Annotated in this window: 12 protein-coding genes and 1 tRNA gene; 10 read left to right on the plus strand and 3 right to left on the minus strand. The window is 50.0% G+C overall.

The window, feature by feature from the left end; all coding sequences use genetic code 11:
* The first annotated feature begins 84 nt into the window (after nt 1-84).
* The 10 genes from C7B82_RS26110 to C7B82_RS26155 all read left to right on the plus strand — a co-directional run bounded on the left by C7B82_RS26110 (nt 85) and on the right by C7B82_RS26155 (nt 10,392).
* Nucleotides 85-477 (plus strand): hypothetical protein, encoded by a 393-nt coding sequence (locus tag C7B82_RS26110; protein ID WP_106259691.1) that lies wholly within the window; start codon nt 85-87, stop codon nt 475-477.
* Nucleotides 478-861: 384 nt separating this feature from the next.
* Nucleotides 862-4,848 carry a magnesium chelatase subunit H gene (locus C7B82_RS26115; RefSeq protein ID WP_106259692.1) on the plus strand — a complete coding sequence of 1,329 codons (3,987 nt, stop codon included), beginning with the start codon at nt 862-864 and terminating at the stop codon, nt 4,846-4,848.
* Between the two features lie 80 nt (nt 4,849-4,928).
* Nucleotides 4,929-5,252, plus strand: a complete 324-nt coding sequence (locus C7B82_RS26120) for a hypothetical protein (RefSeq protein ID WP_106259693.1) — start codon at nt 4,929-4,931, stop codon at nt 5,250-5,252.
* Nucleotides 5,249-5,473 (plus strand): hypothetical protein, encoded by a 225-nt coding sequence (locus C7B82_RS26125; RefSeq protein WP_106259694.1) that lies wholly within the window; start codon nt 5,249-5,251, stop codon nt 5,471-5,473. Before C7B82_RS26120 ends, C7B82_RS26125 begins: the two co-directional genes overlap by 4 nt.
* A gap of 42 nt (nt 5,474-5,515) precedes the next feature.
* Complete coding sequence (locus C7B82_RS26130) at nt 5,516-5,710, plus strand: DUF6887 family protein (RefSeq protein ID WP_106259695.1); 195 nt, start codon at nt 5,516-5,518, stop codon at nt 5,708-5,710.
* 50 nt (nt 5,711-5,760) lie between these two features.
* A complete protein-coding gene (locus C7B82_RS26135) occupies nt 5,761-5,979 on the plus strand; it encodes a BrnT family toxin (protein ID WP_106259696.1) in 219 nt (72 codons plus the stop codon).
* Between the two features lie 51 nt (nt 5,980-6,030).
* Nucleotides 6,031-6,288, plus strand: coding sequence for a BrnA antitoxin family protein (locus tag C7B82_RS26140; RefSeq protein WP_106259698.1), 258 nt, complete (start codon nt 6,031-6,033; stop codon nt 6,286-6,288).
* A gap of 168 nt (nt 6,289-6,456) precedes the next feature.
* Nucleotides 6,457-7,134, plus strand: coding sequence for a hypothetical protein (locus tag C7B82_RS26145; protein WP_106259699.1), 678 nt, complete (start codon nt 6,457-6,459; stop codon nt 7,132-7,134).
* 724 nt (nt 7,135-7,858) lie between these two features.
* A complete protein-coding gene (locus tag C7B82_RS26150; RefSeq protein WP_106259701.1) occupies nt 7,859-9,565 on the plus strand; it encodes a peroxidase family protein in 1,707 nt (568 codons plus the stop codon).
* Between the two features lie 344 nt (nt 9,566-9,909).
* Nucleotides 9,910-10,392 carry a cupin domain-containing protein gene (locus C7B82_RS26155; RefSeq protein ID WP_106259927.1) on the plus strand — a complete coding sequence of 161 codons (483 nt, stop codon included), beginning with the start codon at nt 9,910-9,912 and terminating at the stop codon, nt 10,390-10,392.
* A 204-nt stretch (nt 10,393-10,596) separates the two neighbouring features.
* Here the strand turns inward: C7B82_RS26155 and C7B82_RS26160 are convergent, their stop codons facing one another.
* The 3 genes from C7B82_RS26160 to C7B82_RS26170 form a co-directional block, all read right to left on the minus strand.
* Entirely contained in the window at nt 10,597-10,920 is a 324-nt protein-coding gene (locus C7B82_RS26160) for a (2Fe-2S) ferredoxin domain-containing protein (RefSeq protein WP_106259928.1), read from the minus strand.
* A gap of 165 nt (nt 10,921-11,085) precedes the next feature.
* A tRNA-Glu gene (locus tag C7B82_RS26165) sits at nt 11,086-11,158 on the minus strand.
* Between the two features lie 149 nt (nt 11,159-11,307).
* A complete protein-coding gene (locus C7B82_RS26170; RefSeq protein WP_106259703.1) occupies nt 11,308-11,586 on the minus strand; it encodes an Npun_R1517 family heterocyst differentiation transcriptional regulator in 279 nt (92 codons plus the stop codon).
* Between the last annotated feature and the right edge of the window lie 223 nt (nt 11,587-11,809).

The following is an 11,809-nucleotide window of genomic DNA, read 5'->3' on the forward strand; positions in this document are numbered from 1 at the left end:
TCGCTTCGCGGCTCTAGCCGAAAGCTGAAGTACTGAAGTAAGGAGGGTGATCTCGATCAGAGTTCGCCAACGGTATCGGGGCTTATGAACGAGGAACCAGTTTTTCAGCCGGGAATGAAGGTACAGGATACATCGAATGCCCGATCGCCACAGACGACGCTGGTCGAGCAAAGTTGGCTGTATGACAAAACCGCACCACCGATCAACACGCTATCCAACAGCACGCTGATCCTGGTGCCGTTTGGGTTAATCGTGCTTTGGACGATCGCGCTGATCGTTTCCAAACTGCAGAAAAAGCGCCAGCGTCATGGCAGCACCAAGGAGTTTGATCAGAAGCCGCATGCAGTGCCCTGTCGTCACTGCATTTTTTTCAAAAACAATCCGTATCTGAAATGCGCCATCAATCCGATCGATGCGCTTACAGTGAATGCGATCGATTGCGCTGACTATAGACCCCAGGCTTGGGACAAGCAGTAGGGCGATCGCAGCAGTGAGTTAATCAACTTAGGGGACTGAAACCCTCTCTCAGTAAGCTTTCAGGGCACTAGCCAACGTTCTTGGAGCATGATTAAGTTTTGCAAATAAATTCTGAGTCACTGCTCGCAAAATTATCGACAAATGTAACGAAAGCTTGAAATAATTTTATCAAATTGTGTCAGATATAGCCCAGAACGCTTATCTGGTCTGGTTTTCTGATACAAACATGTGTGTGCGACTATCGTAACAGTCGGCGTTAAACCGTCAGTGAACTGCTTGATCCTAATGTACTCGCCTGTCTGTGAGTCTTGGTTTCGGTCTTAGAAGCACGGTTGACAACTGATTGATCGACTTCGCGCATCACTAGATAAGGAGCTTAACTGCATGTTCACACACGTCAAGCCCACCATCAGACACGTCGCACCCGATGACCTGCGGGGACGCGCTCTGTTACGAGTGGTCTATGTCGTGCTAGAGCCTCAGTATCAAAGTTCGCTTTCGGCAGCGGTTCGCGCTATCAACCAGAACCACCCCAATCTGGCTGTCGAAATTAGCGGCTATTTGATCGAGGAACTCCGCGATTCAGAGAACTACGAAGCCTTTAAGCGTGACGTGTCGCAGGCAAATATCTTTATTGCGTCACTGATTTTCCTCGAAGATTTGGCAGACAAGGTGGTTGAGGCTGTCGAACCCCATCGCGATCGCCTGGATGTTGCGGTCGTCTTCCCTTCTATGCCCCAGGTGATGCGCCTGAACAAGATGGGCAGCTTCTCAATGGCGCAGTTAGGGCAGTCGAAGAGCGCGATCGCCCAGTTCATGAAGAAGCGCAAGGAGAAATCCGGTGCTGGCTTCCAGGACGGGATGCTGAAACTGCTGAATACGCTGCCTAAAGTGCTGAAGTACCTGCCGATGGATAAAGCGCAGGATGCTCGCAATTTCATGTTGAGCTTCCAATACTGGCTCGGTGGTTCGCAGGAGAACCTAGAGAATTTCTTGCTGATGCTGGCCGATCGCTATGTCTACAAAGATATGGAAACGGACAGCGGTGCGTTGCAGTACCGCGATCCCGTCACCTACCCCGATCTGGGCATCTGGCATCCCCTCGCGCCCACCATGTTTGAGGATGTGAAAGAGTACCTCAACTGGTTTAACTCGCGCACGGATATTTCGGACGACCTGAAAGATCCCCTTGCCCCCTGCATTGGTCTGGTGTTGCAGCGGACTCATCTAGTGACGGGCGATGATGCCCACTACGTCTCGATGGTGCAGGAGCTCGAAAGCATGGGCGCACGGGTGATTGCCGTGTTCGCAGGTGGATTGGACTTTTCCAAACCCGTCGAAGCGTTCTTCTACGATCCCCTGTCCAAAGGTCAAACCGCGATCGTCGATGTGGTGATCTCTTTGACAGGCTTTGCGCTCGTGGGTGGTCCCGCAAAACAAGATCATCCGAAGGCGATCGAAGCCCTGAAGCGGCTCAACCGTCCCTACATGGTGGCTCTGCCCCTCGTGTTCCAAACGACAGAAGAATGGGAAGACAGCGATCTCGGTCTGCATCCCATTCAGGTCGCGTTGCAAATTGCGCTGCCGGAACTGGATGGCGCGATCGAACCCATCATCCTTTCTGGTCGGGATGGCATGACAGGCAAAGCGATCGCCCTACAAGATCGGGTCGAGGCGATCACCCAACGTGCCATGAAGTGGGCAAACCTCCGCCGCAAGCCCAAGCTGACGAAAAAAGTCGCCATCACCGTCTTCAGCTTCCCACCGGATAAAGGCAACGTCGGGACGGCTGCGTATTTGGATGTGTTCGGCTCCATCTACAAAGTGATGGAAGCCTTGCAGCACAACGGCTATGACGTGCAGAACGTGCCCGAAACCGCTGAAGCGCTGATGCTGGAAGTGCTGCACGATGCCCGCGCCCAGTACAACAGTCCTGAACTGAATATTGCCTACCGGATGTCGGTACCGGAGTACGAGGCATTGACTCCCTACTCGGAACGCCTCCACGAATCCTGGGGGCCACCGCCTGGACATCTCAACACCGATGGGCAGAATCTGCTGATCTTCGGCAAGGAGTTCGGCAACGTCTTCATCGGCGTACAGCCTACCTTTGGCTATGAAGGCGACCCGATGCGGCTGCTGTTCTCCCGATCGGCTAGCCCTCATCACGGGTTTGCTGCCTACTACACTTACCTGGAGCAAATCTGGAAAGCCGATGCAGTGCTGCACTTCGGCACCCACGGATCGCTCGAATTCATGCCTGGTAAGCAGATCGGTATGTCCGAAACCTGCTTCCCTGATAGTTTGATTGGTACGATTCCCAACCTCTATTACTACGCGGCGAATAATCCCTCGGAAGCGACGATCGCCAAGCGCCGTTCCTATGCCGAAACCATCAGTTACCTCACACCACCCGCTGAAAATGCTGGATTGTACAAAGGCTTGAAGGAACTGGGTGAATTGGTTGCGTCCTATCAAACGTTAAAAGACACAGGACGCGGTGCCCAGATCGTCGATTCCATCATGGATAAAGCGCGAATCTGCAATCTGGATAAGGATATTGAGTTTCCTGAAAGCGCCAAAGAGCTAGAGCCAGAAGCCCGCGATACCGTGGTCGGCAAGGTCTACATCAAACTGATGGAAATCGAATCGCGCCTGTTGCCCTGTGGTCTGCACGTTATTGGCAAACCACCGACGGCTGAGGAAGCGATCGCCACCCTAGTTAACATCGCCAGCCTCGACCGTCCTGAAGATGAGATCCTTAGCCTGCCCAGCATCATCGCCAACAGTCTCGGTCGCACGATGGAGGAAATTTACCAGGGGAGCGATCGCGGCGTGCTGGAAGACGTGCAGTTGCTGCAAGACATCACCCTGGCAACCCGTGCCGCCACAGCTTCTCTCGTCCAGGCTCAAGTCGATGCTGATGGGCGTGTGTCTCGCGTATCCAGGCTCAACTTCTTCAACATGGGTAAGAAGGAACCTTGGCTAGAAGCCTTACACACCGCAGGTTACACGAAGGTAGACGTTGAAAAAATCAAGCCCCTGTTTGAATATCTGGAATTTTGCCTGAAGCAAATTGTGGCGGATAACGAACTTGGTGCTTTACTGACGGCACTGGAAGGCGAATACGTGATTCCTGGTCCCGGTGGCGACCCCATTCGCAATCCCGATGTGTTGCCCACTGGTAAGAATATCCACGCTCTCGATCCCCAGGCAATTCCTACCTCCGCAGCGGTGAAATCTGCCAAAGTGGTGGTCGATCGCCTGCTTGCCCGTCAATGTGCGGAGAATGATGGGCTATATCCAGAGACGATCGCCGCTGTCCTCTGGGGCACCGACAACATCAAGACCTACGGCGAATCGCTGGCGCAGATCTACTGGATGCTCGGTGTAGCTCCGTTGCCCGACTCGCTGGGACGGATGAACAAGCTGGAACTAATTCCCCTGGAGGAACTCGGTCGTCCCCGTATCGACGTGGTGGTCAACTGTTCTGGCGTGTTCCGCGATCTGTTCATTAACCAGATGGCACTCCTCGATCGCGCCGTGAAGATGGCAGCCGAGGCTGATGAGCCGCTAGAAATGAACTTCGTCCGCAAGCACGCGCTGAAGCAATCCGAAGAAATGGGCATCAACCTCCGGCAGGCTGCTACCCGCGTCTTCTCCAATGCGTCCGGTTCCTACTCGTCCAACATCAACCTGGCGGTGGAAAACAGCACCTGGGAAACCGAAGCCGAACTTCAGGATATGTACCTGGCACGGAAATCCTTCGCCTTCTCGTCGGATAACCCCGGCACGATGGCGCAAGACCGCCAGATCTTCGAGTCTGCCCTTAAGACGGCGGATGTCACCTTCCAAAACCTGGACTCATCCGAAATCTCGCTGACGGATGTTTCCCACTACTACGACTCCGACCCCACCAAGGTCGTGTCTCGTCTGCGGAACGACGGCAAAGCGCCAACATCCTTCATCGCCGACACCACGACTGCTAACGCCCAGGTTCGCACCCTCTCCGAAACCGTCCGTCTGGATGCCCGTACCAAATTGCTCAACCCCAAATGGTACGAAGGGATGCTGAGTCACGGCTATGAAGGCGTGCGCGAACTATCGAAGCGGTTGGTCAACACGATGGGCTGGTCGGCAACGGCAGGCGCAGTGGATAATTGGGTCTACGAAGATGCCAACGAGACGTTCTTCAAGGATGAGGACATGTCCAAGCGCTTGCTCGACCTCAACCCCAGCTCGTACCGCAAGATGGTGACGACGTTGCTCGAAGCGAACGGTCGCGGCTATTGGGAAACCACTGAGGAGAACCTCGATCGCCTCCGCGAACTCTATCAAGAAGTCGAAGACCGCATTGAAGGGATTGAGTAACCAAAACTCAAAGGACTTTGAGGGTGGGCGCAATGTCCACCTTTTTTGATCCGTTTAGTTCCAAATGATAGCCTGAGCCGATGGCAGCAATTTACGTAGTCATTCACAATCAAAATGATGTCGCAATGTCCTCGATCAATGGGGAATTGATCCTCGTCTTAGTCGCCCGCGATGGAGCGATCGAAGCGCAGCAACCTGTTGATATCCGGACAGCAACCGCAACCTTTCAGGATGTGCCAGCCGGAAATTACACGATTGTTGCAAGACATCCTGATTTAACGCCAACTGAGACGCGCTACGATGTCGGTGTCGCTGAAAATGCCATTCTTGGTGTGCGATACACTTACAATGAAGCACAGAGACGGTTGCTGCTGATTGAAACTGAAATGAGGTTTCTGCCATGACTAGCAAGACATCAGAAGACTACATTCTGCCACCTGACTCCATTAAAGCGATTCGCTACGCAGTGTATTTTGAGAGTGAGTGGCTCTGGAAAGAAAAAAATCCAGTCCGTCGGGCAAATGCGTCGCGGCGATTGGCAGAACTGACGGCGAAACTGGCTGACCTGGAAGCAGAAGAGGCACAGAATTTCGTTGAGCAAACGGTAGTAGATGAAGTTGCGTGAGGCGCGATCGCCCGCTTCATCGATTGCCTAAAAGAAAGTCCTATGATCAGACCTAACTTTGCTGCAATGCCGATCGCCGACTTGAGAGCGTATGTTCTAAACCATCGGACAGATGATGAAGCCTTTTATGCTCTAGCTAATCGCGTTCACACAGAAGGCGTAGAACTCCAGTCTCTAGAGGATTTAACCAAATTAATCGAGACAAAACAAAAAGTTCGTGAGAATCAATCAGAGTAATTGAAAGGTGTGATCGCCCATCGGTGTACAAATGTGCATACAATAGTAATATGTCCTACCAATGGGATAGAGAAAAAGCTGTTGCCAATCTCAGTAAGCATGGAATCGACTTTGCCGACGCTGTGACAGTCTTTTCAGATGATTTGGCAATCACAGTAACAGACGAGCGGTTTGAAGAAGAACGGTTCGTCACGATCGGTATAGATGCATTGGGTCGAGTCTTGGTAGTGGTGTATACGTGGCGTGACAACGAAATTCGGTTGATTTAGGCTCGCCAAGCGATGCGCCATGAACGATCGCAATATGAAGAGGGATAGACTATGGACGTAGAGTACGATTTCAGTCAAGGGAAGCGAGGAGCGGTTGAACCGATTGTTGCTGGAAAAACTCGCATCACTATTCGATTGGATGATGATGTGTTGGCATGGTTTCGGGAACAGGTTAACGCAGCAGGCGGCGGCAACTACCAAAGCTTGATTAATGAAGCCTTACGCCAACACATTGAGCAAAAACGTGAACCGTTAGAAGCGACATTAAGACGAGTTTTGCGCGAGGAACTTGAACGGGTGGACAAGTAAAGTGGGCAATGTCAAAACGGGATAACAAATCGCGAGCATCGACTATATCGATTGGGTAGAAGATCAGAAACCAAACCTCAAAATCACGTAAGACTAATGATCAACGTCAGGTGTCGCGCATTCAATCCAGCCTGCAAAATGCTTCTCCCTAGAGTTATATGATGAGAGATGAGAAATCAAAGAACACGAGAAGAGCAAATCGTAATTAATCTTGTACACGATGCTCTTTGTGAAACAGGAAATGAAGTTATTGAAGATGCTAAATTTCATGATAAGCCCGACTGGGTTTTTTCACTAAATGGAAAAAGAGTGGCGGCAGAATGTCGTCTTATTGGTTTGCAGGAATTAATGAAATGGAGCAACTGCAAGCGGGAGATGAAGCCTGATAGAAACTACAAAATCACGTTCCCACTTGAACCTCATTTGTGGATGAAGAAGGCCATTGAAGACAAAGAAGGTAAGGTGACTGAGTATCTACATAATAGTGGTTCAGAAGAAGCTTGGCTAATAACTCATTCAGACTTTAAAGTAGGGATTTGTTTGTATGAATGCGATAGCCGTATGTTAGAGCTAATGAAATCTTCTGCGGCTGCAATAGGATCTAGATTCAGTAACGTATGGTTTGTGCATCCAGAAGCAGGAGTTAACAGGTTATGGGGTAATAGCGAGCCAAAAGTTGATTTTCCATCACTTGATGTAAGCAGTGGGTATTATCCAACGGCATCATACATGATGGTAGAAGGTACACTTACAAATGCTGGCTGGGCAGTTTCCGTTGGGACAGAAAATACAATCGAACATATAACATTACAACCGTTGGATACACGATACAAAATTGAGGAATAGGAAGTGCGATCGCAGATCTTGTAGGGTACACTGCTGCTGCAAACGCACCAATCAGCAATTATCCATACAGAATACAGAGTATGGACTGCCAATTGCCCACTTTAACCTGAGAGAGCAACGTTGAAACAAGGTCAAGCCGATGACTATTCGATAACCCCGTTACAGCAAAGAGGAATTTGCGCGACGTGGTACTGAACTTTATGAAGCGCAGATGCGATCGCAGGCGGTAACTTTAGCTGCGTCAGTAATTCTTGCATGCCACTGTCGTTGTTGCTCACTCGAAAGCGTGTTCACCTCATTTTTTATCAATATTTTCTGTCCGCTTTTTAAGGGGACGGTGAGCACTCTCCGGCTAATGCTCCGAAGAAGCAGATCTTTCTGAATAGTTTCTTGAAATAGAAAAACTTGAGGGAACTTTCCGGATATTTTCTTCGGCGAGTGTATTCCCCATAGGCAGGTCGATCAATTCATCGCTATGCCCCTACCTGATGATCCATCAAGGCACCTTGCTTGATTGGAGTGCAGGTTGATAGCGGCTGCATTGTCAAATTTGCAGCGATGTTGGGCGATCGCAACGTTTCACAACATCAGCGATGCGGCGATCGAGGCAACGCATGAGAGCAAACAAACGAATCATTTGGGTTACTAGCCGTCTTTCCATTCAACCGTAAAGCCTTGCCAGTAGCACGAATGGTTGTTACTCAATCTCACACAGGAGAATTATATGAGCGGATTTGGTCACGGTAATGTTGGCACACGCGAACAAGCCTTTACAAAGTTGCTGGACTCCAGAACAGACGGTTATGCAGTCTGTCAACTTGTACAGCTGGCTGCAAGCATGAAGGGCGAAGTTGATTTGGTCAAAGATGGTCCTGATCCGGAAGAAAACCTCTGGGTGCCATCGGGCTATACCTACTTCGGTCAGTTTGTTGACCACGATCTCACCTTTGACAACACATCATCACTGAATCCCGCTGATGTTGACGGACCCGATCGCTTACCGTCTAACTTACGCACTCCACGCTTTGATTTAGATTCGTTGTATGGCGATGGACCAGATGCTCAGCCCTTCATGTATGCCGAAGATGGTGCCAGTTTGCTGTTCAAAGATAGCTATGAGAATCAGTCTCAAACCAGCTATGACCAGGCACATCAAGACCTGCTGCGTAGTCCCAATGGTCGCGCCATTATTGGCGATAAACGCAACGATGAAAACTCGATCGTCTCCCAAATTCACCTGGCCTTTGTGAAATATCACAATGCTGTTGTGAAACAGCTTCACAAAAATGATGCAACGCTAACGGGTACTGCTCTTTTCAACAAAGCACGTAATGAGGTGCGATGGGCTTATCAAAAGGTGGTGGTCGAAGACTTTTTGCCTCGCATTGTTCAGGCTGAAGTGCTATCAGACCTTCAGCACGCTGGAACGCCTGAGTATCGGAAAAATCTCTACGCCCTTTACACCGAAGACAAGCGCATTAATCTACCGCGTGAATTTGTCGTTGCGGCTTATCGCTATGGTCACTCAGGCATCAGAACGGGTTATCGGCTCAATGGCGATGCAGAAGATAAAGCAAAAGGGACTCGGTTAAGCATTTTTCCACCCAGCAGCCTGCCTGACGGTTCGGTGCTGCCACCCTATGACGAGAGTTTCAAAGACAGTTTGCTGGGCTTTGACCCACTACCAGCCAACCACGTGATCGACGATTGGGGACGCTTTTTCCCAGACACGTTAGCGGCTGACATTCCCTCAGACCTGGGTACTCCACCTGAGAATGATGCGCCGGATGGGGCACTCAGACTTCAGTTTGCTTACAAACTGGATACGGTTCTGGTCGATCCCATGACGGTTTTGCCGCCCAATGTGCTGCCAACCAGCCCAGTTGTAGGAGGCGCGATCGCAGAAGTTAAACAAGCGATCGCGCCCGCCCCCTTACCTGATCCAGCGGGTCGTCCTTCGTTAGCGTTGCTCAACTTGCTGCGTGGGAATAATTACCGAGTGCAAGGTGGTCAAGCGATCGCGGCAAGACTCAAGGAGAAAGGTCATCCAGTTGAACCACTTGCACCCAAGTATCTAGCGACGCGACAAAAAGTAGAAGAAAAGGAGGGCGATTTCCAATTTGTCGAAATTGATCCAGCCCTTCAGGCAGATACCCCACTGTGGTTCTACATCTTAGCTGAAGCCCAAAAATCAGTAGTAGACTCAGTCTCATATCAGAAAGATGGGACGTTCAAGGAAGAGGAATTGCTCTCAGGCGGTGGGGCTAAAACTCAGCTCGGCTGGGTTGGTGGTCGCATTGTGGCTGAGGTGTTTTATGGTCTACTGGACTCCGATCGAGAGTCCTACGTCAACGCCGCTCCTCAAGGCTGGCAACCGCTTCTAGGAGGGGATAAGAAGGTTATCTTTGCTAACCTTCTTAAGTTCATCTAGTCGTCGTTAAAGTCTCATAGCACTCAGTGGCAGCCCGATCGTGAGATCGGGCTGCCACTGGGCATGGAGAGCATTTCAGCAAAAGCAGACATCAGTCTGGTTGAAAAGCCTGCGGAAGCAGGTTGAGCGTTTGACGGAGTGATCCTGGTAGCCACATCGTTTGAACTGGCATGGCAGCAAGAAGCACTTGCAGAATGTACCACTATGCTTCCAGGTGTTTCTTTGCGCGATCATGCCCGTTCGCTGTTGACGCTTAATCGATGGTTTCTACATGAACGACCTTAAATCTGCATCAAGTATAAATAATGCATCAACTATAAATAATGACTGGTCAGGAGAGTGACGTGGATCAATATATCCTTACAAGTGAAGAAATTGAGCAATACGAAGGCGTTGAGAAAACCCATTTTCTCAATGAAAACGCTCGTAGACGAAATAAATCGCTAGGTGATCTAACAGGCTTATCTGGTTTTGGTTTTCACATCATCGCGATCCAACCTGGGTATGAGTCTACAGAATTACATAGGCACTATCACGAAGATGAATGTGTCTATATCCTTGAAGGCGAGGCAGAGGCAACGATCGGCGCCAACACCTATCCTGTCAAAGCAGGTGACTTTATTGGTTATCGTGCTGGTGGCGAGGCACACAAACTGAAAAATAGCGGTCGCTCTTTATTAAAGTGCATCGTGGTTGGACAACGGCTTGAACACGATGTTGGCGATTACCCAAACCTAAAAAAGCGCATTTATAGAAACAAAGGCTTGAAATGGAACCTGGTTGATCTTGACAATATCGGTGAGCCAGCTGCTGGAAAAAAGATCTAGCCAGTTGATGCTCACTGAAGCATGACGCCCTGCATTCCGTTTCCCCGGTGAGCAAAGGGTTTGCGCTAGTAGTGCCGATGGCATAACGATGCCGTCACACATATAGACGAGGGTTGCTGGTGTCGTAGCGGTTGCAAGCGGTTGGCGATCGACCGTTCTTGTGGGTTGTCTTATTGTTGCGAGAGAGATGCGAAACAATGATTGCTATAGCGGTTGGCTGCGATCGGCATGGAAATGAGGCGACAGCATTGCTCTTACTGGACGGCCACCCTGTAAATGACGCTCCACCACTTCAGCGACCTCCTTGGGTGACACCCGACAATACCAGATGTTGTCTGGCAGCATGCGCACCATAGGGCCATTGCCACATTGCCCCATGCAGCCACTTCTTGTGATCACCCAACCTGCAACAGGGTGGGCTTGAAAGGTTTCTAGCACAGCGGCTGCACCCTGGTTTAAACATGTGCGATGTTGGCAAACCAGTACACGCTTTTGGGCTCCCATTGGCTCAGCTAGTGGCGATGACATGGATAAGGTAAGGTGAACTGCAGAGAAAGCCATTGGCAATCGCGGTGACATTGAAGCAACCTTACTCGACGCTGACTAAGGAAGAGCGATCGAAACGTACTTCAAACCACTTTAAAACTAAAAAGAGAGAGCTGTAACAACTCTCTCTTTTCGGGTTCTTGTAAATACCCCCAGGGGAATTCGAATCCCCGTCGCCTCCGTGAAAGGGAGGTGTCCTAGGCCTCTAGACGATGGGGGCGCATTGACTAGACCTTTATAAGATTAACGAATGCTGCGTCATCTGTCAACCCACATCAAGATCCCTAAAACGCTTTTGGTATAGTGTTACCCAGTTTCACACGACTATTCATTTTGTGCGTGTTCAGCCTGTGACATTGAAACTGTGGACTAGGCAAGGTCTTTAGAATTCCGCAAACGAATAAGCCGACGTCGCATTTGAGGGGATGCTTGAGTCTCAGGAAGCTCCTGTGCCTCGACTTCGATCTGAAGCGGTTCCAAATACTCGTCTGTACCACAGGTAAAGGCGTCAATCAACAGCTCCAGAAGCCGCTCGCGATCATTCAGCGCTCCTTTCTCCTCGATCAGCCGAAACTTGAGATGGATTTCACATTCATAAACACCCACATCAGGAACTGTGGGCTGCTGATGCTCTAAATCGTGGTTCATTTTTGAGGTAGCTCTTTAGCACAGCGAAGAAAATTCAGGTCACACTCAACTAACTTTTGCCGCATGTTGTGAGCAGTTTGACAAACCTGGTTGGGTAGAAACCTTGCACTACATTGCAAACCTAGCATTCCCATAAATTGACTCAAATCCGCTAAATAGCTGAACTTAAAAACAAGGCTTTTGCAAATTAGACTGATCTTTAAGCTGGCTTCATCAGTTCTTC

The organism is Stenomitos frigidus ULC18 (assembly GCF_003003795.1).
Classification (GTDB): Bacteria; Cyanobacteriota; Cyanobacteriia; order Leptolyngbyales; family Leptolyngbyaceae; genus Stenomitos; species Stenomitos frigidus_A.

Coding starts and splice junctions, on each gene's coding strand:
- C7B82_RS26110 (WP_106259691.1), top strand. CDS start 85: ATGAACGAGGAACCAGTTTTTCAGCCGGGAATGAAGGTACAGGATACA.
- C7B82_RS26115 (WP_106259692.1), top strand. CDS start 862: ATGTTCACACACGTCAAGCCCACCATCAGACACGTCGCACCCGATGAC.
- C7B82_RS26130 (WP_106259695.1), top strand. CDS start 5,516: ATGATCAGACCTAACTTTGCTGCAATGCCGATCGCCGACTTGAGAGCG.
- C7B82_RS26160 (WP_106259928.1), bottom strand. CDS start 10,920: ATGTCATCGCCACTAGCTGAGCCAATGGGAGCCCAAAAGCGTGTACTG.
- C7B82_RS26125 (WP_106259694.1), top strand. CDS start 5,249: ATGACTAGCAAGACATCAGAAGACTACATTCTGCCACCTGACTCCATT.
- C7B82_RS26140 (WP_106259698.1), top strand. CDS start 6,031: ATGGACGTAGAGTACGATTTCAGTCAAGGGAAGCGAGGAGCGGTTGAA.
- C7B82_RS26145 (WP_106259699.1), top strand. CDS start 6,457: ATGAGAAATCAAAGAACACGAGAAGAGCAAATCGTAATTAATCTTGTA.
- C7B82_RS26150 (WP_106259701.1), top strand. CDS start 7,859: ATGAGCGGATTTGGTCACGGTAATGTTGGCACACGCGAACAAGCCTTT.
- C7B82_RS26120 (WP_106259693.1), top strand. CDS start 4,929: ATGGCAGCAATTTACGTAGTCATTCACAATCAAAATGATGTCGCAATG.
- C7B82_RS26135 (WP_106259696.1), top strand. CDS start 5,761: ATGTCCTACCAATGGGATAGAGAAAAAGCTGTTGCCAATCTCAGTAAG.
- C7B82_RS26170 (WP_106259703.1), bottom strand. CDS start 11,586: ATGAACCACGATTTAGAGCATCAGCAGCCCACAGTTCCTGATGTGGGT.